Genomic DNA, 24,679 nt, shown 5'->3' with positions numbered 1-24,679 from the left:
GTTGAGGGCGGCGATGGTGAGGTGGGGGTGGTGGGTGAGGAGTTCTTCGACGGTGTGTGGGGGTTGGGCGATGGAGAGCATGCCGCCGTGGGTGGTGAGGGTGGTGATGGCTTGGGAGCGCAGGGCGACGATGCGGGCGGAGTCTTCGAGGGTGAGGGCTCCGGCGATGTGGGCGGCGGCGATTTCGCCTTGGGAGTGGCCGATGACGGCGTCGGGGTGGATGCCGTGGTGTTCCCAAAGGCGGGCGAGGCTGATCATCATGGCCCACAGGGCGGGTTGCACGACGTCGACGCGGTCGAGGCTGGGGGCGTGGTCGGCTCCGGTGACGACGTCGATGAGGTTCCAGTCGACGTAGGGGGCGAGAGCGTCGGCGCAGGCGTTGAGGTGTTCGGCGAACACCGGTGACGTAGCCAGGAGTCGGGCGCCCATGCCGACCCATTGCGCGCCCTGGCCCGGGAACACGAACACGGTCCTACCCGGGCGGGCGAGGTCGCGGTCAAGGGCGGGGTGGGACGCGTCATCGGCCAAGGCGCCGAGTGCGGCCACGAGTTCGTCGCGGTCGTGGGTGACGATCGTCGCACGATGGTCGAACACGGAACGTGTACGCAGGGCTGCCGCGAGCGCGGCCGGCGTCGTCTCGGGGCGCTCGACGAGGTGGGCGCGCAGGCGTTCGGCGTGTGTGCGCAGGGCGTGCTCGTCCTTGGCGGACAGCGCGATCACGGACGGGCCCGGCGGGACTTCGTGGTCGGTGTGCTGCGGGGTGGGGTCGCCTTGTTCGAGGACGAGGTGGGCGTTGGTGCCGCTGATCCCGAACGAGGACACCGCCGCGCGCCGCGGCCGGTCGGGGGTGCGCGGCCACGGCCGGGCCTCGGTCAACAAGGAGACCGCGCCGGATTCCCAGTCGACGTGCGGCGTCGGCTCGTCCACGTGCAACGTCGCCGGCAACGTCTCGTGTCGCAACGCCTGGACCATCTTGATCACACCGGCGATCCCGGCCGCGGCCTGGGTGTGCCCGATGTTCGACTTCACCGACCCCAACCACAACGGCCGCTCGGGGTCGCGGTGTTGCCCGTACGTGGCCAACAACGCCTGCGCCTCGATCGGATCCCCGAGCGTGGTGCCCGTCCCGTGCGCCTCCACCGCGTCGACCTGATCGGCCGTCAATCCGGCATTGGTCAGGGCGCTGCGGATCACCCGCTGCTGCGACGGCCCGTTCGGTGCCGTCAAACCGTTGCTGGCACCGTCCTGGTTGATCGCCGAACCCCGGATCACGGCGAGTACGGTGTGGCCGTTGTCGCGGGCTCGGCTGAGGGGTTCGAGCAGGACCAGGCCGACGCCCTCGGCGAGTGCGAATCCGTCGGCGCCGGCGGCGAAGGGCTTGCAGCGGCCGTCCGGGGCCAGTCCGCGCTGGCGGCTGAACTCCAGGAACGGGGTCGGGGTCGACATGACGGTGACGCCGCCCGCGAGTGCGAGGTCGCATTCGCCGTTGCGCAGCGCCTGGCTCGCGAGGTGGATCGCCACCAGCGACGACGAGCAGGCGGTGTCGACGGTGATCGCCGGACCCTCCAGACCCAACGTGTACGCGATGCGCCCGGACGCCACGCTGGTCGTGGTGCCGGTGGCCAGGTAGCCCTCCAGGTTGCGCGCGTGGTGGGGCGCCGGGTTGTCCGCGTAGTTCTGTGCCACGACGCCGGTGAAGACCCCGGTGTTGCGCACGGCCGGCGCGGTGGGATCGAGGCGGGCGTTCTCGAACGTTTCCCACGCCGTTTCGAGGAGCAGGCGCTGCTGCGGGTCCATCGCCGCCGCCTCACGCGGCGAGATCCCGAAGAAGACGGCGTCGAAGTCGCCCGCGTCGTGCAGGAAACCGCCCTCCCGGGCGTAGGTGTGGCCGGTGGCGTCCGGGTCCGGGTTGTGTAGTCGAGCCGTGTCCCAACCCCGGTTCTCCGGGAGGACGCTGATCGCGTCCGCCCCGCCGGTGATCAGCCGCCAGAGGTCCGTCGGCCCCCGCACGTCACCCGGGAAACGGCACCCCATGCCGACGATTGCGATCGGCTCCTCGCTCCCGGCGGAGACGACCGCGGCGCTCGGTGTCGGCGCGGACGCAGGCGCGGCCCTGGCCGCCGTCGGCTCGGCATCGGCGAGTTGTGTGCGCAGGAATGCCGCGAGCCGAGCGGGGGTGGGGTGGTCGAAGACGAGGCTGCTGGGGAGACGCAGTCCGGTCGCGTTGTTGACCAGGTTGCGCAGTTCGACGGCCGTCAGCGAGTCGAACCCGAGGTCCTTGAACGGCCGATCCGCGTCGACCGCCTCCGGCGTCGCGTGTCCGAGGATCTGTGCCACCTGGGTGCGAACGAGTTCCAGCAGCGTTCGCGTTTGCTCCGCCTCGGAGAGCCCGACGAGCTTCGCGGTCGGGGTCGCGGTACGAGCCGGCGTTCGTGTACCGCGTTCGCTCCGGTGCCGCTCGAGGTTGATCGGGGCGAGGGTGGGATGCGGCGTGCCCATTGCGGTGTCAAGGAGGGCGAGGGCGTGCGGCGTGGTCAGCGGGGTGATGCCGTGGGCCCGGTGGCGCTGATGGTCGGCCGCACCGAGCCCGGCGGTGAGGTTGCTCGTCTCCTGCCAGGGACCCCAGGCGAGGCTGACAGTGGGGTGCCCCTGGGAGTGGCGATGGTGGGCGAGGGCGTCCAGGAAGGCGTTCGCCGCCGCGTAGTTGGCCTGTCCCGCGCTGCCGAGCGTTGCGGCGGCGGAGGAGTAGAGCACGAGGGTGGGTGCCGGTCGAAGGTGCTTGGTCCTCTCGTGCAGGTGCCACGCGGCGTCGATCTTGGGTGGCAGGACGGTGTCGAGGTGTTCGGTTGTCTGGTTGGCGAGTGTGGCGTCGGCGAGGGTGCCTGCGGCGTGGATGATCGCGGTGAGTGGGTGGGCGGGGTTGATGGAGGCCAGGAGGGCGTCGGTTTGTTGGGGATCGGTGGCGTCGGTTGGGGTGATGGTGACGTGGGCGCCGAGTTCGGTGAGCTCGGTCTGTAGTGTCTGGGTCTCCGGAGTGTTGCCGGATCGGTTGGTGAGGATGAGGTGGCGGGCGCCGTGTGCCGTGACGAGGTGGCGTGCGGTGAGTGCGCCGAGGGTGCCGGTGCCGCCGGTGATCAGGATCGTTCCGTCGGGGTCGATGCCCCGGGGGAGGGTGAGCGTGAGTTTCCCGGTGTGATGTCCCTGCGAGAGGTGCCGCAGAGCCTGGGGAGCGTGCGTGATGTGCCATCCGGTCGTCGGCAGCGGCCGTAGGGAGCCGTCGGCGAACAACCGGGCCAGTACGGCGAAGATCCGGCCGATCCGGTCGAATCCCGCGTCGGTCAGATCGAACGCCCGATACTCGACCCCGGGATGCCGCGCCGCGACCTCCGCGCCGTCTCGGATGTCGGCCTTGCCCATGTCGATGAACCGCCCGCCGCGAGGCAGCAACCGCAGTGTGGTGTCCGTGTGTTCGTCGGCGAGCGAGTGCAGGACCACGTCCAGACCGGCCCCGTCGGTGGCGGTGAGGAACCGGTCGGCGTAGTCGTAGGTACGGGAGTCCGCCACGCGGTCGGCCGGATAGCCCAGCTCGGCCAGGGTCTCGTGCTTGCTCCGGCTCGCCGTCGCGTAGACGTCGGCGCCGATGTACCGGGCGAGTTGGCCGGCGGCTTGGCCCACGCCGCCGGTGGCGGTGTGGATGAGCAACCGCTCGCCGCGACGCAGGGCCGCCAGGTCGTGCAGCGCGTGGTACGCCGTGGCGAACGCTACGGGGACGGCCGCTGCCTGCGCGTCCGACCAGTCGTCCGGTACCGGCATGAGCAGTCGATGATCGGTGATCGTCACCGACGCGGTGCCGTGTTCCAGGAGGCCCATGACCCGATCACCAGGGCGCACGTTCGGCACATCCGGTCCGACTTCGAGCACCGTGCCGGCGCCCTCGCCGCCCACGTGCGGACGCTCCCCGGGGTACAGCCCGAGCGTGATCAGGGTGTCTCGGAAGTTGAGGCCGACCGCCGCCGGGGCCAAGCGCACCTCACCGGGGCCCAGTGGACGGGTCAATTCGGGCGCGGGTACGAGCGCGAGCCCGTCGAAGCCGCCCGGACGGGGTACTTCCAGCCGCCACGGGGTCGGGCCCGACGGAACCGCCAACGGTGATGTGTGTCGGACGAGTCGGGGTGCGAGTATCTGCCGGTGCCGGATCGCGAGCTGCGGTTGCCCGTCGGTCGCGCCGGCGGCGATCGCGGCGGCCAGCAGGCCGGGGTCGGCGTGCGGGTCGGTGTCCACGATGGCGAACAGGTCGGGGTGCTCGGCCTGCGCGCTCCGGAGCAGCCCCCACAGTGGGGCCTGTGCCAGGTTGGCCAGGGGATCGCCGTGGTGGGTGGGTACAGCCAGGCTGGTGACGACGACCAGCCGCCCGGAGGAGGCGCGCGAGTCGTCGACCGCGAGCCGGTCCTGAAGCCGGCGCAGTATCAGCGCCGTTGTCCGGAACGCGGCGGCGGACAGCGCCGGTTCGTGCGGGACGGCCTGCGGCGCGGCGACGAGGAGCGTGCCGGCGCCCGCCCGGAGTGCCGAGGGCAGGTCGGGGTGCGCGGGCAGGTCGAGCGCGGCGAGGGCGGGAATCGCCCGGATGTCCTCGGGGTTGCCGAGGACCGCCCACCCCGCGGTGTCCGGGGGAGTATCGGCCCTCGTGGGGTAGGGGTGCCAGTCGAGTCGGTGCAGCGACTCGTTCGATCGGGCCGTCGAGATCGCGAGCTGCGCACGGCTGATCGGCCTGGTCGTGACCGTGGCGACGGTCACGACGTGGTGCCCGGCGTCGTCGGTCAGAGTGATGGCGTGCTCGTGGTCGCCCGTGGCGGTGATGTGCGCGTGCGCGTGCGTACCGCGCACGAAGTCGGGGGACAGCCGGATCCCGCCGAAGGTGAAGGGCAGCCGGATCTCCTCGGCGCCGGCCTCGGCGAGCAGCAACGGGTGCAGCGCCGCGTCGAGGAGGGCGGGGTGGATGGCGTGGCCGTTCGGATCGGCGGCATCCGGCAGGCGGACTTCGGCGTACCAACCCGCGTCGTCGCGCGCCAGCGCCGTCAGCCCCTGGAAGGTCGGCCCGTAGTGGTAGCCCTGCTCGGCGAAGTCCGCGTAGGCGTTGTCGATGTCCACGGCGACGGCGCCCGCCGGACGACGCTCGGTCGTGGACCCCGGCTCGATCCAGGATTCGGTGCCCAGCGTGGCGGTGGCGTGTCGGGTCCAGGCCACTGATGGGCTGTCGGATCGGTCGGAACCGGTGGAGCCTTCGGGGTCGTGCGTTTCGGGACGCGAGTACACGGACAGGGCCCGGCGCTGGTGTTCGTCCGGGGCGCCGACGCTGATCTGGAGGTGGAGCGCGTGGTGCTCGGCCAGCGGTAACGGGGCTTCCAGGGTGAGTTCCTCGATTGTCGAGCATCCGGTGAGGCCGGCGGCGTGCAGGGCGAGGTCGAGGAAGGCGGTGCCGGGGAGGAGGACGGTGTCGTGTACGGCGTGGTCTGCGAGCCAGGGATGGGTGGCGAGCGACAGCCGCCCTGTGAGCAACAGCGCTGCTCCGTCGGCCAGTTCCATGCTCGCGTCGAGGAGGGGATGGGTCGCGGCGCGCTGCCCGGAGCCGGCCGTGTGCTCGTGCCGTGCCGAGGCGAGCCAGAAGGTCTCGTGTCGGAACGGGTATGTGGGCAGCTGGTCTCGGGGCTGTGGCGCGGCGAACCGGGTGGGGGTGCGTCCGGCCACGAAGGCGTGTGCGAGAGCCGTGTGCCACCGGTGCAGGTCGCCGTCGTCGCGGCGGAGGGTGGCGACGGTGCGTGCGCGGACGCTCCGCTCGTTGATGGTGTCCTCGATCGGCGTGGTCAACACCGGGTGTGGGCTGGTTTCGATGAAGACCGTGTGTTCGTCGCCGAGAAGGGTTTCGATGGTTTCTTGGAAGCGGACGGTGGTGCGGAGGTTGGTGTACCAGTGTTCGGGGGTGAGGTGGGTGCCGTCGATGGGTGTGGTGGTGACGGTGGAGTAGAGGGGGACGGTGGTGGGTTGGGGGGTGATGTCGGCGAGGTCGGTGAGGATTTGTTGGCGGAGTGGCTCGACGTCCGGGCTGTGTGAGGCGTAGGTGACCGGAATGCGACGGGCGTGGATGTCGTGGGTCTCGCAGTGTGCCTGGAGTTGGTCGAGTGCTTGGTGGTTTCCGGAGATGACGGTGGAGTGGGGGCCGTTGAGGGCGGCGATGGTGAGGTGGGGGTGGTGGGTGAGGAGTTCTTCGACGGTGTGTGGGGGTTGGGCGATGGAGAGCATGCCGCCGTGGGTGGTGAGGGTGGTGATGGCTTGGGAGCGCAGGGTGATGATGCGGGCGGAGTCGTGGAGGGTGAGTGCTCCGGCGATGTGGGCGGCGGCGATTTCGCCTTGGGAGTGGCCGATGACGGCGTCGGGGTGGATGCCGTGGTGTTCCCATAGGCGGGCGAGGCTGATCATCATGGCCCACAGGGCGGGTTGCACGACGTCCACGCGGTCGAGGCCGGGAGCTTTGTCGGCTCCGGTGACGACGTCGACGAGGTTCCAGTCGACGTAGGGGGCCAACGCCTGTGCGCAGGCGTTGAGGTGTTCGGCGAACACGGGTGAGGTGTCGAGGAGTTCGCGGGCCATGCCGGGCCATTGGGAGCCCTGACCGGGAAAGACGAAGACGGTCTTGCCCGGATGGGCGATGTCGCGTTCGAGGATGGGGTGCGACGCGTCGTCGTCGGCCAGGGCGTCGAGCGCGGCCACGAGTTCGTCGCGGTCGTCGGTGACGATCGCGGCGCGGTGCGGGAACGCGGCGCGGGCGGCGAGTCCGGCGGCGACGCGGGCGGGGGTGAGACCCGGGTGGGTGTCCAGGTGTGTACGCAGGCGTTCGGCGTGTGTGCTCAGGGCGTGCTCGTCCTTGGCGGACAGCGTGACCACGGACGGGCCCGGCGGGACTTCGTGGTCGGTGTGCTGCGGGGTGGGGTCGCCTTGTTCGAGGACGAGGTGGGCGTTGGTGCCGCTGATCCCGAACGAGGACACCGCCGCGCGCCGCGGCCGGTCGGGGGTGCGCGGCCACGGCCGGGCCTCGGTGAGCAGGGAGACGGCGCCGGTGTCCCAGTCGACGTGGGGGGTCGGCTCGTCCACGTGCAGCGTTGCGGGCAACGTCTCGTGTCGCAGGGCTTGGACCATCTTGATCACACCGGCGATCCCGGCCGCGGCCTGGGTGTGCCCGATGTTCGACTTCACCGACCCCAACCACAACGGCCGCTCGGGGTCGCGGTGTTGCCCGTAGGTCGCCAACAACGCCTGCGCCTCGATCGGATCCCCCAACGCCGTCCCGGTCCCATGCGCCTCCACCACGTCGATGTCGCCGAGTACCAATTGCGCGCTGTCGAGCGCCTGGCGGATCACCCGCTCCTGGGAGGGCCCGTTCGGCGCGGTGAGTCGACTGCTGGCACCGTCCTGGTTGACGGCCGAACCCCGGATCACGGCGAGTACGGTGTGGCCGTTGTCGCGGGCTCGGCTGAGGGGTTCGAGCAGGACCAGGCCGACGCCCTCGGCGAGTGCGAACCCGTCGGCGCCGGCGGCGAAGGGCTTGCAGCGGCCGTCCGGGGCCAGTCCGCGCTGGCGGCTGAACTCCAGGAACGGGGTCGGGGTCGACATGACGGTGACGCCGCCCGCGAGTGCGAGGTCGCATTCGCCGTTGCGCAGCGCCTGGCTCGCGAGGTGGATCGCCACCAGCGACGACGAGCAGGCGGTGTCGACGGTGATCGCCGGACCCTCCAGACCCAACGTGTACGCGACCCGCCCCGACGCCACACTCGTGGTCGTGCCGGTGGCCAGGTAGCCCCCGAGGGCGCGGGCGTCCCGGGGGGCGACGTTCGACCCGTAATCCTGCGCGATCACGCCGGTGAAGACGCCGGTGCCGCTGTTGCGCAGCGTGGTCGGGTCGATGTGGGCACTTTCCAGCGTCTCCCACGCGGTCTCCAGGAGCAGCCGTTGCTGCGGGTCCATCGCCGCCGCCTCACGCGGCGAGATCCCGAAGAAGCCCGCGTCGAAGTCGCCCGCGTCGTGCAGGAACCCACCCTCGCGGGCGTAGGTGCGACCGTCGGCTTCCGGGTCGGGATCGTACAGGTCCTCCAAGCGCCAACCCCGGGTGCCGGGATCGGTCGTGATGGCGTCGGTGCCTGCGGTGACCAGTTGCCAGAGGTCGGCCGGATCGCGTACGCCGCCCGGGAAGCGACAGCCCATACCGACGATCGCGATCGGCTCGTGGCGCTGTGTCTCGACCCGGTGCAGCCGGTCGCGCGTCTGCTTGAGGTCGAGCGTCACGAGCTTGAGATAGTCGCGGAGCTTGTCTTCGTTCGCCATCCGGAATCAGCCTCAACAGGTGGGAGCAGGTGACTGCTGGCGGGTCAGGAAATGCCGAATTCCTCGTTGATGTACTCGAAGATCTCGTCGTCCGTGGCCGACGCGATATCGGTGCCGGGGGCACCCTCGGTCGCGGCGTGGGACTGCCGTGCGTTCACTCGCGCCAGGAGAGCCGAGAGTCGTTCGGCCAGTTCGGTACGGGTCGCCTCGTCCGGCGGCGGGTCGGCCAGGATCGTTTCCAGGCGCGTCAGTTCGGCCGCCGCCGAGCGCGGGGGATCCGCCTCCGGAACCAGTCGGGCGCGCAGGTAGCGGGCGAAGGCGACCGGAGTCGGGTGGTCGAACAGGACCGTGCTGCCCAACCGATGGTCGAGCGCGGAGCTGAGCCGGTTGCGCAGTTCCATCGCGGTGAGTGAGTCGAACCCCTGGTCCATGAAGCCCTGTTCGACGTTGATCGTCTGCGCGGTGGGGTGCCCGAGGACGGTGGCCGCGTGGGTGCGGACCAGGTCGAGCAGCATGCGGTGCTGCTCGGCTTCCGACAGCGCGGCGAGCCTGGCGACCACGCCTTCGGTCGACCCGGACGAGGGCGACGGCCGGACGGAACGGGCCTGCCGGCGAACGAGGTTGATCGGAACGAGGGCGGGATGGGGAGTGGTGAGCGCGATGTCGAGCAGGCCGAGCGCGTGTTTTGACCCGAGGGGTGTGACGCCCAGGGCGCGATGACGTTCGTGGTCGGCGGTGTCGAGTCCGGCGGTGAGGTTGCTGGTCTGCCGCCACGGACCCCAGGCGAGGCTGACAGTGGGGTGTCCCCGGGTGTGGCGTTGTTGGGCCAGGGCGTCGAGGAAGGTGTTGGCGGCGGCGTAGTTGGCCTGTCCCGGGCTGCCGAGGATTCCGGCGGCGGAGGAGTACAGGACGAGGGTCGGGGCCGGTTCGAGATGTTCGGTTCGGGTGTGCAGGTGCCACGCGGCGTCGATCTTGGGTGGCAGGACGGTGTCGAGGTGTTCGGTTGTCTGGTTGGCGAGTGTGGCGTCGGCGAGGGTGCCGGCGGTGTGGAAGATCGCGGTGAGCGGGTGGGTCGGGTCGATGGAGGCCAGGAGGGTGTCGGTTTGTTCGGGGTCGGCGGCGTCGGTTCGGGTGATGGTGACGTGGGCGCCGAGCTCGGTGAGCTGGGTGTGCAGAGCCTCGGTTTCCGGGGTGTTGCCGGATCGGTTGGTGAGGATGAGGTGGCGGGCGCCGTGTGCCGTGACGAGGTGGCGTGCGGTGAGTGCGCCGAGGGTGCCGGTGCCGCCGGTGATCAGGATTGTTCCGTCGGGGTCGATGCCCCGGGGGAGGGTGAGCGTGAGTTTCCCGGTGTGATGTCCCTGGGACAGGTGTCGTAGGGCCTGGGGAGCGTGTGTGACGTGCCAAGCGGTCGTCGGCAGCGGTTCGAGGGTGCCGTCCGCGAACAGTGGGGAAAGGACAGCGAAGATGCGTCGGACCTCGTCCGGACCGATCGTGTTCAGGTCGAACGCGCGGTAGACCACGCCGGGATGTGCGCTCGCGATCGTCTCCGGATCGCGGATGTCGGCCTTGCCCATTTCCACGAATCGTCCACCGCGCGGCAACACCCGCAGCGAGGCGTCCACGTACTCCCCGGCGAGCGAGTTCAGGACGACATCCACCCCCTTGCCGTCGGTGGAACGCAGCAAATGCTCCTCGAAGTCGAGGCTGCGGGAGGAGGCGATGTGTGCCTCGTCGAAGCCCTGGGTGCGCAGGAGATGCCACTTGCCGGGGCTCGCGGTCGGGTACGGCTCGGCGCCCAGGTGTCGGGCTATTCGGACCGCGGCCATGCCGACGCCGCCCGTCGCCGCGTGCACGAGCACCGATTCGCCCGAGCGCAGCCCACCCAGGTCGACCAGCCCGTGGTAGGCGGTGAGGAACGCGACCGGCGCGCCGGCCGCCTGCGCGAACGTCCAGCCCTCGGGCACGGGCGCGAGGGCGCGTCGGTCGGCGACGGCCGTCGGGCCCACGCCGTCCGCGAACAGCCCCATCACCGCGTCGCCGGGCGCGAGGTCCGACACACCCGGGCCGGTCTCCAGCACGATCCCCGCACCCTCGCTGCCGATCGGTGCCGCGCCGGGGTAACTTCCCAACGCGATCAGCGCGTCGCGGAAGTTGAGACCGATCGCGCGCAGCGCGACTCGCACCCGGCCGGCGGTCAGCGGGCCGTCCGGCTCGGTCACGGGCAGCAGCGCCACGTTCTCCAGGGTGCCCCGGCCGGTCATACCGAGCCGCCAGGTCGGCGCGTCGGTGGGCACGGTGAGCGGCGGCAGGTACGGGACCAACTCCGGGATGAGCAACTGCTGCTGCCTGACGGCGACCTGTGGCCGGTCGGCGGCCACGGCCGCGATGACATTCGCGGTCTTGGTGCCCGCGGCCACGTCGACCAGCCCGAATCGGTCGGGGTGCTCGCTCTGGGCCGCGCGGACCAGGCCCCACAGTGGTGCGTGCGGCAGGTTGTCGAGGCGATCGCCGTGGTGGGTGGCGATTGCCTGCTTGGTCACGAACACCAGGCGGGACGCGACGAACTCCTCGTACCCGAGCCATTCCTGCAACAGAGCAAGGGCACCCGATATCACCGCACGGGCCTGCCCGGGTATGTCCGAGGCATCGGCTTCGGCCGGGATCCGGCCGGCGTGCGCGATCACGACGTCCGGGACCGGAGCCCCGTTGCGGACCGCCTCGCGAAGCGCCGCGAGGTCCTGGTGGGTGTCGAAGGTGGTGCCGGAGGCGTCCATGGCCTCGGTGAGGTTGGCGGAGGGGCGACCGAGCATCGCCCAGACACCGGCTCCGGCCGCCGGGCCCGCTGTCGTCGGGAGCGGCTGCCAGCGTTGCTCGTGCAGACCCTGCTCGTCCCGTGGCGTGAGCGCGGCGAGCCGGGCAGCGTCGATCGGCCGAGTGGTTACGGTGTCGATCGTGACGAGGTGGTCGCCCTGCGGGGTGTCGAGAGCGACCGAGAAACCGTGTTTGCCGCCGGAACCCAGGCGCACCCGCGCACGGGTGGCACCGATGGCCGTGTGCCGGATACCGGTGAACGCGAACGGAAGTCGGGTGGTCTCGGGGTCGTCCCGGGTGAGCAGCACGGCATGCAGCGCGGCGTCGAGGAGGGCGGGGTGGATGGTGTGGCCGGTCGGGTCGGCGTCGTCCGGCAGGCGGATCTCGGCGTAGAGGTCGTCGCCGTCGCGCCACAGGGCGGTCAGCCCTCGGAAGAGCGGCCCGTAGTGGTGACCCTGCGCGGCCAGTTCCGCGTACGCGTCGGCGAGGTCGATCGGGCGCGCGCCGGCCGGGGGTTCCACGGCGTCGACTCGCGCGGGTTCGGTGGCCTCGGCGGCCGGCGCGAGGGTGCCGGTGGCGTGCCGGGTCCAGGCGCGCGGCGCGGCGTCGGAATCCGTGGTCTCGGCCCGGGAGTCGATCGTCAGGGGCCGGTGCCCGGTGTCGTCGGCAGGGCCCACGCTGACGTGTAGCCGAACCGCCTGTCGCTCGAAGAGCGGCAGCGGATTCTCCAGCGTCAGCTCTTCCAGATCGGGAGTGTCCTCGAACCGGGTCGCGGCGTGCAGGGCGAGGTCGAGGAAGGCGGTGCCGGGGAGGAGGACGGTGTCGTGTACGGCGTGGTCGGCGAGCCAGGGATGGGTGGCGAGCGACAGCCGCCCGGTGAGCAGGAGTCCGTCCGCGAGTTCCGTGCCGGCGTCGAGCAGCGGATGGGTCGACTCGCGCTGATCGAAGCCCGCCGTGTGCGTCGGTGTCGTCGAGGTGAGCCAGTAGCGCTCCCGTTGGAACGCGTACGTGGGCAGATCGGTTGCGATCGGGGGTGGGAGGAATGTGTCCCAGTCCGGGGTCGCGCCGTGGATGTACGCGTGTGCGACGGCGGCGTGGAACGTGCGGAGATCCCCCTGATCGCGACGCAGCGTGCCGATCGCCGCGGCGCGGACGGGGTGGGCGTCGATGGTCTCGCCGAGACCGACGGTGAGCACCGGGTGTGGACTGGTCTCGATGAAGAGGGTGTGTCCGTCGGTGAGGAGGGCTTCGACGGTCTCCTGGAAGCGGACGGTGGTGCGGAGGTTGGTGTACCAGTGTTCGGGGGTGCAGGCGGTGCCGTCGAGCGGTGCCGCCGTGACGGTGGAGTACATCGGGATGTCCCCGGACACGGCCTTGATGTCGGCGAGGTCGGTGAGGATGTGTTGGTGGAGTGGTTCGACGTGGGGGCTGTGTGAGGCGTAGGTGACGGGGATGCGTCGGTGTCGTATGCCGTGGGTCTCGCAGTGTGCCTGGAGTTGGTCGAGTTCTTCGTGGTTTCCGGAGATGACGGTGGAGTGGGGGCCGTTGAGGGCGGCGATGGTGAGGTGGGGGTGGTGGGTGAGGAGTTCTTCGACGGTGTGTGGGGGTTGGGCGATGGAGAGCATGCCGCCGTGGGTGGTGAGGGTGGTGATGGCTTGGGAGCGCAGGGCGACGATGCGGGCGGAGTCTTCGAGGGTGAGTGCTCCGGCGATGTGGGCGGCGGCGATTTCGCCTTGGGAGTGGCCGATGACGGCGTCGGGGTGGATGCCGTGGTGTTCCCATAGGCGGGCGAGGCTGATCATCATGGCCCACAGGGCGGGTTGCACGACGTCCACGCGGTCGAGGCCGGGAGCTTTGTCGGCTCCGGTGACGACGTCGATGAGGTTCCAGTCGACGTAGGGGGCGAGAGCGTCGGCGCACTCGCCCAGTGCTCGGGCGAACACGGGTGAGGTGTCGAGGAGTTCGCGGGCCATGCCGGGCCATTGGGAGCCCTGACCGGGAAAGACGAACACGACCCGGCAGTCCTCGTGCGCGATCGCGCGGACCGCGCCCGCTTCGAGGTCGCCGCGTGCCAGTGCGGCCAACCCGGCCAGGAGGTCGGCGCGGTCGTCGGCGGGCACGGCGGCCCGATGCTCCAGGGCGGCGCGGGTACGGGCGAGCGCCGCGCCGACTCCACGCGTATCCGCGTCGGGATGCGCCACCGCGAAGTCCCGTAACCGGGCGGCCTGGGCCCGCAGCGCCGGTTCGGTCCGACCCGACAGCAGCCAGGGCACGGAGATGCCGTCGGTGTCCTCGCCGCCGACCTCGTTCGGGGTGGGGTCGCCCTGTTCGAGGACGAGGTGGGCGTTGGTGCCGCTGATCCCGAACGAGGACACCGCCGCCCGCCGCGGCCGGTCGGGGGTGCGCGGCCACGGCCGGGCCTCGGTCAACAAGGAGACCGCGCCGGATTCCCAGTCGACGTGCGGCGTCGGCTCGTCCACGTGCAGCGTCGCCGGCAACGTCTCGTGTCGCAACGCCTGGACCATCTTGATCACACCGGCGATCCCGGCCGCGGCCTGGGTGTGCCCGATGTTCGACTTCACCGACCCCAACCACAACGGCCGCCCCGGCTCACGGCCCTGCCCGTACGTGGCCAACAACGCCTGCGCCTCGATCGGATCCCCCAACGCCGTCCCGGTCCCGTGCGCCTCCACCACGTCGACCTGATCCGCCGTCAACCCCGCACCCGCCAACGCAGCCCGGATCACCCGCTGCTGCGACGGCCCGCTCGGCGCCGTCAAACCATTGCTGGCACCATCCTGATTCACCGCCGAACCCCTGATCACCGCCAGCACGGTGTGACCGTTGTCGCGGGCCCGGCTCAGTGGTTCGAGCAGGACCAGGCCGACGCCCTCGGCCAGCGCGAACCCGTCGGCGCCGGCGGCGAAGGGCTTGCAGCGGCCGTCCGGTGCCAGACCGCGCTGGCGGCTGAACTCCAGGAACGGGTTCAGACTGGGCAGGACTGTCGCGCCACCCGCGAGCGCGAGATCGCATTCGCCGTTGCGCAGCGCCTGGCAGGCCAGGTGCAGGGCGACCAGGGACGACGAGCAGGCGGTGTCGACGGTGACGGCCGGGCCCTCCAGGCCCAGTGCGTACGCGATTCGCCCGGACGCCACGCTCACCGTGTTCCCGGTCAGGAAGTAGCCCTCCCCGGCCCGGGTGACCGCGTCCCGGCCGGCGGGGACGTACTCCTGGGCGATCACCCCGGTGAAGACCCCGGTGTTGCCCCCGAACAGTGCGGTCGGGGCGATCCCGGCGTTCTCGAGGGTTTCCCACGCGGTTTCCAACAGCAGGCGCTGCTGCGGGTCCATGGCCGTCGCCTCGCGCGGTGAGATCCCGAAGAAGCCCGCGTCGAAGTCGCCCGCGTCGTGCAGGAAACCGCTCTCTCTGACGTAGGTGTGCCCGATGGCGTCCGGATCCGGATCGTGGGCCGACTCCAGGTCCCAGCCCCGGTCGTCGGGAAATGCCGAGATGGCGTCGACGCCGTCGCGAACCAGTCGCCACAGGTCCGAGGCATCGCGCACGCCGCCCGGAAGGCGACATCCCATCCCCACGATCGCGATCGGTTCCGACCGGCCGGCTTCGAGCTCGCGCAGCCGGTCGCGCGTCTCCTGGAGCTCGCCCGTCACCCGCCGCAGATAGTCGCGCAGCTTGTCTTCGTTCGCCATCCGGTATCAGCCTCAACAGGTGGGAGAGAACGTACGTTTCGCCGACCGGAGCAGCAGTCGGGCACCGTGCCGCTCAGCGTTCGCAGAGGTGCTTAGAGGGCGCTTAAAACGTCCTTAACATCCTCCGGCCTGCGGTTTCACGGCGGATGGGGGCCGTGGGCCAAGGCCGTCGCCTTTAAGAAGGTGCTAAGGGGCGTTTAAGCGCGGACTCCGACACTGGCCGCTCATGACTTGCCGGTAAGGGAGTTGCATCGTGACAGAGACCGCCTCGGCACACCTGCCGACGTTTCCCATGCCGAGATCGTGTCCGTTCGACCTCTCGCCGCAGTACGCCGAGCTGAGGAGCGAACGCCCCATCACGCAGGTGCAATTGGCGAGCGGAAAAGCCGCCTGGCTGATCACCCGGCATCAGGACGTGCGCAGACTCTTCCTGGACCCCAATCTCAGTGCCAACGGCGCGCATCCCGAATTCCCGGCACTGGCTCCGCGCAAGCAGTCCTTCGACGAGCAGTCGAAGGGTTTCCTGCCGTGGATGGACCAGCCGGAGCACACCACGTACCGGCGGATGGTGATCAACGAGTTCACGGTGCGTCGGATCGCCCGCATGCGCCCGCGCATCCAGGAGATCGTGGACGACTGCGTCAGTGCGATGCTCGCCGGGCCGCGGCCGGTGGACCTGGTCCAGGCACTGTCGCTGCCCGTGCCGTCACTGACCATATGTGACCTGCTCGGCGTCCCGTACGAGGACCTGGACCACATCCAGCGACATGCGATGATCATGGTCAGTCGTATCCACACCGCCCAGGAACGCGCCGCCGCGCTGCGGGAACTGCGCACCTATCTCGGCGAGTTGTTGCTGATCAAGGGCAAGCAGCCGCAGGACGACATGCTCAGTCGGCTGGTGGTCAAGCACCGGGACGAGGGCCGCGACGACCACGGGCACCTGACCGGGCTCGCACTGCTGATCCTGGTCGGCGGCTACGAGAGCACGGCGAGCACGATCTCGCTGGGTACCGTGGCGCTCCTGGAACACCCCGACCAGGTGGCCGCGTTGCTCGCCGACCCCACACTGGCACCGCGTGCGGTGGAGGAACTGCTGCGCTACTTCAGCGTCGCGGACAACGTCACCAGCCGGATCGCGACCGCCGACATCGAGATCGGTGGGGTGACCATCCGCGCGGGCGAGGGCGTGCTGCTGTCGAACGCGGCGGCCAATCGGGACCCGAGCGTGTTCGTACATCCCGAGGTGCTGGACATCCACCAGGACACTCGCACACACGTGGCGTTCGGATACGGCATCCACCAGTGTCTCGGGCAGAACCTGGCCCGGTTGGAACTGGAGATCGTCTTTCGCACGCTCTTCGGCCGGATCCCGGGACTGCGGACGGCCGTGCCGGTGACGGAACTGCCGTTCAAGAACGACGCGATCATGTTCGGCGTGCACGAAGTACCGGTGACATGGTGACCCGGTCCCCGGCCGCGGGGCACCGGGACGGCCCCGAGCGCCCGAGCGCGACCGAGCGGAAGTGGAGCGCGATGAGTGTGGAAGTGGACCGCGACGCCTGCGTGGGTGCCGGACAGTGTGTGCTCGCGGCACCGGATGTATTCGATCAGGGGGACGAGGACGGCCTGTCGTTCGTGCTTCCCGGCGCGTCGGAGCCCGAGAACCTGCGGGCCGTCCGGGACGCGGTGCTGCGCTGTCCGGCCCGAGCGATCACGCTCACCACCGCGCCCGCACCGGAGCCGTCCATCCCCGACGCACCCCCGAACGGAGCCGCCACGTGAGCGACAACGACGTCACCATCGAACCCGGCGACCCCCGGGTGGCGGACCTGCTCGCCTACCCGATGCCGCGCACCTGCCCCTTCGGCGCGCCGAAGGAGTACGCGGAGCTGCGCGAGCGCGAACCCATCACCCGGGTTCGGCTGCCCACCGGCCGGTGGGCCTGGCTGGTCACCGCGCACGACGCGGTACGCCGACTGTTCACCGACCCCAACCTCAGTGCCAACCGCGTGCATCCCGGCTTCCCCGCGCTGCTGGCGGGGCAGGGAGGGATCAACCCGGCGGGCTTTCTGCCGTGGATGGACCCGCCGGAGCACACCACGTATCGACGCATGGTGATCAGCGAGTTCACCGTCCGGCGGGTACAGCGCCTGCGACCGCGGATCGAGGAGATCGTCACGACGCACGTGGACGGGCTGCTCGCGGGCCCCCGCCCGATCGACCTGGTCCAGGCGCTGTCGCTGCCCGTTCCCTCGCTGGTGATCTGTGACCTGCTCGGAGTGCCTTACACGGACCGGGAGTTCTTCCAGACCCGGGCCCGGATCATGGTCGATCGTAACGCCGGGGGCCCCGAGCGGCTGGCCTCGATGACCGAACTGCGCACGTTCCTGCGCGACTTGGTGGTCACCAAGCAGAACGAACCGACCGACGACGTGCTCAGCCGGCTCGCGGTGAAGTATCGCGAGGCCGGGGTCGAGGACAACGAACACCTGGCCGGGATGGCGCTGTTGATCCTGGTCGCCGGCCACGAGACCACGGCGAACATGATCTCGCTCGCGGTCACCTATCTGCTGGAGCACCCGGACCGGCTCGCCGAACTGCGGGGCGATCCGACGCTGATTCCCGACGCGGTGGAGGAGTTCCTGCGCTACTTCAGCATCTCCGACCACTCCACGAACCGGGTGGCTCTCGCCGACATCGAGATCGACGGCGTGACCATCCGGGCCGGGGAGGGTGTACTGCTGTCCAACGGCGCGGCCAACCGGGACGCAAAGATCTTCGACGACCCGGACGAGTTCGACGCGCACCGCGACGCCCGACCGCACCTGGCGTTCGGATACGGGATCCACCAGTGCCTGGGACAGAACCTGGCCCGACTGGAGTTGGAGATCGTGCTCGGCACCCTCCTCGAACGCATCCCGGATCTGCGACTGGCCGTGCCGTTGGCGGAACTGCCGTTCAAGAACGACACGATCATGTACGGGATCCACGAAGTCCCGGTGACCTGGTGACCGGGTAGCCCGGTGGCGACCCGGTGCCCCGGTGCGCGTTCGGTGCCGGTGATTCCCGTGTACGCCCTACCCCACTACCCCCATGTTCCCCGTTCCCGAGCCGTCGGCATCGGCGCGCTCGGCTCGGCAGAGAGGTTCCCACACCAATGTCCAAGACCATCGCCATTTTCGGGGCGGGGAGCGGCCTGGGACTCGCCGTGGCCCGGCGCTTCGGAGCCGAGGGATATCGAGTCGCACTCGTCGCCCGGCGCAGGGAGCGGCTGGAGGAGTTGCGTGCCGCGTTGGCGATCGAGGGAGTGGAGGCGCACACCTTCACGGCCGACCTCGCCGATCACACCCGGCTCGGCGCGACCGTGGACGAGATCGGCGCCGCGCTCGGCGGCATCGACGTGATCGAGTACAGCCCGGCGGGCATCACCGAACAGCCGGTCGCCACGCTGGACCTGGACCTGGACAACCTCCAACCACAGCTGGACGTGCGCCTGCTCGCGCCGATCGTGCTCGTGCGGCACGTACTGCCCGCCATGATCGAACGCGGCGAGGGCGGGCTGCTGTTCGGTCTCGGCTCCGTCGGCAGCCAGCCGGTGTCCTTCATGAGCAACGTCGGCATCGCGTTCGCCGGACTGCGCAACTACATCTACACACTCAACAGTTCCCTCGCGGACAAGGGTGTGTACGCCGGCGCGTTGACCATCGGCGCGCTGATCGAAAAGAGCGAGGCCCAGGAGAAGTTCGACGCCAAGACCGCGTTCACGTCCGCGCAGGGTGTCGTGCGCGTGTGGCCCGAGGATCTGGCGGATCGGTTCTGGGACATGTACGCCAAGCGGGACCGGGTCGAGGAGGTCGTCGGCGGATTCGAGGGGTAGGGCGCACACCGCATACGACGACGTCGCCGCCGGCGGATCTCCCGCCGGCGGCGACGTCGTCGTTGCGATCGAATCCCCACGAATCGGGGGGCGGTTCGGATCAGCCCGTTCCCCGCGCCAGGACGGACGGATCGGTGTCGACGGGGGAGGGGGCCTCCCGCGCGACCGCGTCGAGGAGTCGGTCCTCGGCGGCCCCGGACCGTGGCTCGCCCTCCCCGACGGACGCGAGCGTTTCGAGGTTGTCCTTGATGTCGGTCAGGACGTCGGCCGCCTCCGCCCCGTCGATCACCCGGTGGTCGAACGCGAGGCTCAGGCGCATGATCGGGCGGACCACCACCCGTTCGTCGCGCACCACCGCCACGTCGCGCACCTGTCCCACGCCCAGGGTGATCGTGGTGCCGCCCACCGAGTGGAAGCCGTGCACGGGGCGGTGGCCGAGCGAGGTGATCGCGACGGTGCCGAACGACTCCGCCCGGCGCGCCAGCGGGCGGGTCGCGAGCCGAAACGCCAACCGCCCCAACGGCATCGGCAACCGATGCAGCAGGCGCACCTTGGCGAACTCCGGCATCTGCGCCGGATCCCCGTCCCGGAACGGCCGCAGCCGGTCCTGGATCTCGTCGATCCCGGCGGTGTGCACGCGCGGAACGACCGTCGCGAGCACCACCCTTCGGCCGTTCAGCACCCGGTCCAGGGTGATCTTGGCGTCGACCGACGGGTAGTGCGCCACCCTCGGCCGCAGCCGACCGCGGATGGCGGCGTTGGCGTCGGGATGTGCGGCCAGGGCGCGGCCGGCGGCCAGGGCCACGTAGGACACCAGCGAGTACGAGTGCCCCGCCTCGCGGTGGCCGGCGCGGTGTTCGCGCACGCGGGACATGTCGACGTCGGTGTCCAGGAACACCGGGGCGAAGCCCCGGGTCTGCTCCAGGAAGTACAGGGTGTGGCGGCGCTCCCGGGGCACCGGAGTGCTTCGCACGAGGGGCTCCTTACGCTGTCGCGAGGTCGGGTCCCGGCCGCGGACCCCATGACGGGATCACGGGCCGGGTCGATGGCGGTGCTCAGACGGTCTCGACGGCGAAACCGCCCTTGATCCACTTGCTGGACTCCACCGAGATGCCGAGCAGGCGCTGACCGGGGATCGCCCGTTCGAAGGCGCTCTCCAATTGGAAGAACGGGGTGGCGTTGCCGTTGTTGCCGATCTCGCGCACCCGGCTGATCTCGTACGCACCGGGCAGCGCCAGCAGATCCACGATCTTCGTGGTCATCCGCCCGGACAACTGCGGCGGCAACAGGTAGTCGATCTCGTCGCGTTGCCACCCGGTGTCGTCCAGGAGCTCGTCCAGGATCTCGGCGGACATCAGCGGCACCCGCTCCTCGATCGCCTTGTAGTCCTCGATCGCGGGCGGCCGATCCGAGCCCCGATCCCCCGGGCCGTACCAGTCCAGCGTCTGCCCGGGTTCCCGGTCCAGGCCGGTGAGCCTGGTGAACAACTGGCGGATCACCGCCGCGCCGGGAGCCGACGTGCGGTCCAGGACCGCCGCGCCGGCACCGTCGCCGAACAGTACGTAGTGCACCAGTTGGTCGGGCGGCAGCGTCGCGAAATCCAGGTCGAAGTCGTAGAACTTGGCCGACACGTCGCCACCCAGGACCAGGGCGTTGCGATACTCGCCGCCCGCCAGCAACTGCTGCGCCAGGCTCAGCGCCTGGAACGCGCCGCAGCAGCCCGACTGGATCTGGTACGTCGGTACGCCGTTGATCCGCAACCGGTCGGCGACCACGTTCGCCGTCGTGGGCATCAACAGGTCCGGTGAGGCGGTGGCCAGGACCAGCAGGTCCACGTCCTCGGCGGCCCGCCCCGCGCCCTCCAGGGCACGTCGGCCGGCCGTCTCGCACAGGTCCGCCAACGAGTGCGCGGGCTTGGCCGTGTCCAGGTCGATCGACAGGTGCCGGCTCCTGGTGCCGATGAACGTCTCGACCCACTGCTCCCACTGCCCGCCCATGCGCAACCGCCGCCCCAGGGTGGCGTTGTCGATCGCCGGACCCGGCAGCGCGGTGCCGATCGACCGGATGTGGACATCGCCGTCCACGTCAGCCGCACAGCCGGATGACCACGGCCGCCCTCTCGCTGGGCACCGGGGGATTGGACAGCGGCGGAATCAGGTGCCAGCGGCGGTATCCGTGCTTGCCCGCGAAGGAGCCGCCGGTGCCGATCGCCTTGAGGTGCAGCCACTCGCCCGCGATCATCCCGTCCCGGTCGATGCCGGTGGCCGAGTCCCGGAAGGTGCCCTGCGGCAGATGCACGGCCTCGTGGTACTCGCTGATCAGGTGGCCGTCCGAGGGCCGGCGGCCGGTGATCGTGACGAACCCAACCGCGTCGCCGATGATGTTGTCCTGCTTGTCGTAGATCACGTCGTAGTAGGTGGCGGTGTCACCGATCTGCTGCATCGGCGGGTTCGCCGAGCCGACCGTGCTGTACTTGACGGTCTGCTCGGTGACTCCGCCGACTTCCACACATCGATTGCCCCGCTTGTCGCCGTCCGCCGCGAACGCGTCGGACGCCATCACCGTCGCGGTGGTGGTCACGCACAGCGCGACCAGCGCCGCACTGCGGGCACGGGACCACTTCGTCGGGTGCGCCATGAACTTCCCCTTCGCTCGTCCGGCCGGGACGTCGAGGGGGCACCGCACGGTGCGCGGGCGCGGTCCCGGCCGTCGCTGCGATGTTCAGGGGCCGCACTTAGACAGACCTAAAGCCGAGCTTGGCGGCGCCGGTCCGCTCTGCAGTCCGGTGACCAGATGGGCCAGCTCGGCGCGCGAACTCAGGTCGAGCTTGCGGTAGATGTGGGCCAGGTGGGCGTCCACCGTGCGCGGGCTCAGCCGCAACACCTGGGCGATCTCACGGGTACGCATGCCCGTTCCCGCGAGATCGGCGATCTCGCGCTCGCGATTGGTCAGTACGGACAGCGCCGTCGCCGCGCCCGGCTCGGTCGACCCCTTGGTCCAAGCCAGCGCGGCCAGACGCTCCTCGGCCCGGCGATACAGCGTGTCCGCGCCGGATCGGCGGGCCAATTCGCGGGCGAGGACCAGCAGTTTCGTCGCGTCGTCGACCCGGCCGGCCACGGCCTCGCATTCGGCGGCGTCCAGCAGCGCGGTGGTCCGCGGCAGCGTCAGGTCGGCCGCCGCCAGTCGGTCGGCGGCGTGCTGGTACAGGTCCGAGGCGGTGTCCGGGTCGTCGGCGAACCGGGCCACCTCGGCCTCGGCGAGCAGCGCCTGCGCGTGCTGGAAGGACAGTTCCGACTCGCGCACCTCGTCCCGGGCCCGCTTCGCCCACAACGCCGCGTCGGGGTCGCCCGCCGCGATCGTGGCGACGGTGAGCATCCGGTGACACATCGGTCGAAGCATCGCGGGCAGGTTGAGCAGGTCGGGCCCGCGTCCGACGTCGAGGATCAGCATCCGGCTGCGCCGGGGATCGGCCACCACGGTGGCGCGGGCCAGTGCCAGGGCCGCGCTGACCCGCCACAGGCTGCCCGGTTGGAGTGCGGCGACCGCCTGCTCCGCGAGCTGTCGGCCGGTGTCGTGCGCGCCGTTCCAGGACGTCTGCAGGGCCTTGAGGGCCAGCGTGAGGCCGCGGACCTCGTCGGAGTCGATGCGCTCGGCGATCGCGTACGCCTCGTCGATGATCGGCTCGGCTCCCGCCGCCGGCCCCACGAACAGGCAGATGTGGCACAGGCCGTCGATCATGATCGGCAGGAGGTACACCTGGCCGGTGGCGAACGCGATGCCCAGTCCGCGCAGCATGTGCCGCTGGGCGTCGGTGAACCGGCCGAGGAAGATCTCGGCCCAGGCCAGCAGCGGCAACACCTCCAGACCGTCGACCAGCGCGTCGTTCGGGATGTGATCCAGCCGAGTCGCACACCGGTCGATCATCCGGGCTCCGGCGGCCCGGTCCCCGGCGATCACCTCGTAGAGCCCGTACAGCGCCAGGGCACTGCCCTCGAGATCCCCGTCGGGTCCGCTGCCGGCGGACCGCAGGGTGGTGCGCAACTCCTCCGAGGAGGGCCACATGCCGCTGCCCACCACGCCCATGACGGTGCGCAGGACGTACAGGATGCCGGTCGCCGAGCGCGGCTGCGCCGGCGCCGCGATCTCGGAGGTCAACGACGCCCACGCCTGGGTGTGGTTGCCGAGGAACAGGTCGATCATCGTGCGCTGCTTGATCAGCCGCACGCGGTCCTCGACGCCCTCGCCCGATCGGATCGCGAGCGCCGCCTCCAGGAGTGCGCGACTCTCCGCGGGCCTGCCCTCCAGGAACAGGGCGTGCGCCGTCTTCGCCAACACCGTGGTGCGTTGGTCCCGAACCCCCGGGTCGCGGTCGATCAGCGAACCGGCGAGGCGCAACCACTGGCCGGCCTGGCGAGGCGCGGAGCGCATCACCTCGTCCGCGGCCCGTACGAGCGTCGCGACCGCGTCGCGAGCGTTCTCGCCGGTGAAGGAGTGCTCGATGTGCGGGGCCCGCGCGGCGGCCGGCGCGTCGCGCTCGACCAGTACCGCCAGCGCGTTGCGGTGCAGGCGCAGCCGCCGACAGGCATCGCTTTCGGTGTAGGCGAGCCGGCGCAGTATCGGATGGCGGAAGGAGTACTGCACGCCGGCGTCGACCACGCGCAGCAGATCGCGACGGACCAGACGGTCGGTGGCGGCGCAGACCTGGCGCATGTCGAGCTCGGCCACCGCCGCCACCGCCACGAGGTCGAAGCGTTCGGCGAAGACGGCTGCCGCGTGCAGCACCTGCGCCTCGACGCCGGACAACCCGGAGATCTCGGCCAACAGGTGGGCGGCGTACTGGTTTTGCAGATCGTCGACGTGGCCGGCCGGGACGGCCGATGGAGGATGTGCCGTCGGGCCGTCCGTACCGCGCTCGCCGCCGTGTGCCGCGGCGAGCAGGTACAGCGGGTTGCCCTCCGATTCCCGGCACAGGTCGCGCAATCGCGGATCCTCCGCGCCCATGCCGAGGAGTTCGGCGCACTGCTCCCGGGTGAGGGCGGGCAGGGCGATGCGTTCCACCGTGCCTTGGACGAGGCCGTGGGCGAGCGACTCGCGCAGTTGCGGCGGGGCCTGGCGGGGGCGATCGGCGATCACCACGAGCAGCGGTACGTCGAGGGGCGAGGAGATCAACTGATCGATCAACGCGAGCGATTGCGGATCCGCCCAGTGCATGTCGTCGAGAATGATCACCAGGCCGTCGTGGGTGACGTGTCGCAGCAGCAGGCGCAGCCGATGGGAACCGGCCTGGGCGGGCCCCGCATCGGCGTCGGCGGCACCGAGGTGGGTGGGCGTGTGCAGCACTCGGCGCAGCGAGGCCGCGGTGTGCGTGGGAAGGTGGTCCAGACGTTGCGAGACCAAGTCGCTGTGCAGGGCCGCCACCACGACGTGGAAGGGGTTGTTCTGCCCGTAGGCGGTGCCTCGGGCGTGCAGCACGGGAATGTCCCGTTCGTGTGCCTCGGCGGCGAACTCCGCCAGAAGTCTGCTCTTGCCGCTGCCGATTCCGCCGGCGACTTCGATCACCATGCCCCGTTGTCGTGGTAATCGATCGAGCGAGGTGACGAGTCGTTGTATCTCGTGTCGACGAACGGTCCCGGCATTCGGACGCAATGGAGATTTCGTGGAACTCACCCCGTATGTCCTGCAATCGAGTACCGCGATGCGGTACTTGGTGCGTGAAAGCCGACTCGGGATGATGTCGTCGGTGCGACCGGCGCGGGATGGCGGCGGATCCGGCGGACGATGCACGGCCCGACGCCACGCGTGCCCCACGGTTCCGTCTCCGGGTGCGCGTCTGCCAACCCGTACCCGTCACCCGGGACCGTCCTGCGCGTTGTTCCCCCTCGTCGACCAGCGTTCCCCTACTGGGGGA

The 24,679-nt window shown here is 70.5% G+C and carries 10 protein-coding genes; 4 read left to right on the top strand and 6 right to left on the bottom strand.

Annotated elements, in window-relative coordinates; genetic code table 11:
• Together ACH4XV_RS46975 and ACH4XV_RS46970 are read right to left on the bottom strand one after the other, a co-directional pair.
• Window positions 1–8,373: SDR family NAD(P)-dependent oxidoreductase (locus ACH4XV_RS46975; RefSeq protein ID WP_395800517.1), on the bottom strand; the 8,373-nt coding region annotated here is incomplete at its 3' end.
• Window positions 8,374–8,417: 44 nt separating this feature from the next.
• Complete coding sequence (locus ACH4XV_RS46970) at window positions 8,418–14,891, bottom strand: SDR family NAD(P)-dependent oxidoreductase (protein ID WP_395800515.1); 6,474 nt, start codon at window positions 14,889–14,891, stop codon at window positions 8,418–8,420.
• Between the two features lie 253 nt (window positions 14,892–15,144).
• Here ACH4XV_RS46970 and ACH4XV_RS46965 point away from each other — a divergent pair, with 253 nt between their 5' ends.
• From ACH4XV_RS46965 to ACH4XV_RS46950, 4 genes are all read left to right on the top strand, one after another.
• Window positions 15,145–16,356 carry a cytochrome P450 gene (locus tag ACH4XV_RS46965; protein ID WP_395800513.1) on the top strand — a complete coding sequence of 404 codons (1,212 nt, stop codon included), beginning with the start codon at window positions 15,145–15,147 and terminating at the stop codon, window positions 16,354–16,356.
• 71 nt (window positions 16,357–16,427) lie between these two features.
• Window positions 16,428–16,676 carry a ferredoxin gene (locus ACH4XV_RS46960; protein ID WP_380001871.1) on the top strand — a complete coding sequence of 83 codons (249 nt, stop codon included), beginning with the start codon at window positions 16,428–16,430 and terminating at the stop codon, window positions 16,674–16,676.
• A 62-nt stretch (window positions 16,677–16,738) separates the two neighbouring features.
• Window positions 16,739–17,905 (top strand): cytochrome P450, encoded by a 1,167-nt coding sequence (locus ACH4XV_RS46955; protein ID WP_395800521.1) that lies wholly within the window; start codon window positions 16,739–16,741, stop codon window positions 17,903–17,905.
• Between the two features lie 146 nt (window positions 17,906–18,051).
• Window positions 18,052–18,771, top strand: coding sequence for an SDR family NAD(P)-dependent oxidoreductase (locus tag ACH4XV_RS46950; RefSeq protein WP_395800511.1), 720 nt, complete (start codon window positions 18,052–18,054; stop codon window positions 18,769–18,771).
• A 100-nt stretch (window positions 18,772–18,871) separates the two neighbouring features.
• Here the strand turns inward: ACH4XV_RS46950 and ACH4XV_RS46945 are convergent, their stop codons facing one another.
• From ACH4XV_RS46945 to ACH4XV_RS46930, 4 genes are all read right to left on the bottom strand, one after another.
• On the bottom strand, window positions 18,872–19,744 hold the full coding sequence (locus tag ACH4XV_RS46945; RefSeq protein WP_395800509.1) for a 2-oxo acid dehydrogenase subunit E2: 873 nt from the start codon (window positions 19,742–19,744) through the stop codon (window positions 18,872–18,874).
• An 82-nt stretch (window positions 19,745–19,826) separates the two neighbouring features.
• Window positions 19,827–20,855, bottom strand: a complete 1,029-nt coding sequence (locus ACH4XV_RS46940; protein ID WP_395800507.1) for a 3-oxoacyl-ACP synthase III family protein — start codon at window positions 20,853–20,855, stop codon at window positions 19,827–19,829.
• A gap of 1 nt (window position 20,856) precedes the next feature.
• Window positions 20,857–21,408: a hypothetical protein gene (locus ACH4XV_RS46935; protein ID WP_395800505.1), complete on the bottom strand. Its 552-nt coding sequence runs from the start codon at window positions 21,406–21,408 to the stop codon at window positions 20,857–20,859.
• 84 nt (window positions 21,409–21,492) lie between these two features.
• On the bottom strand, window positions 21,493–24,438 hold the full coding sequence (locus tag ACH4XV_RS46930) for an ATP-binding protein (protein WP_395800503.1): 2,946 nt from the start codon (window positions 24,436–24,438) through the stop codon (window positions 21,493–21,495).
• Window positions 24,439–24,679 lie beyond the last annotated feature (241 nt).

It is taken from the genome of Embleya sp. NPDC020630 (assembly GCF_044334985.1).
GTDB lineage: Bacteria > Actinomycetota > Actinomycetes > Streptomycetales > Streptomycetaceae > Embleya.
This window is presented reverse-complemented; position numbering and strand designations above follow the sequence as displayed.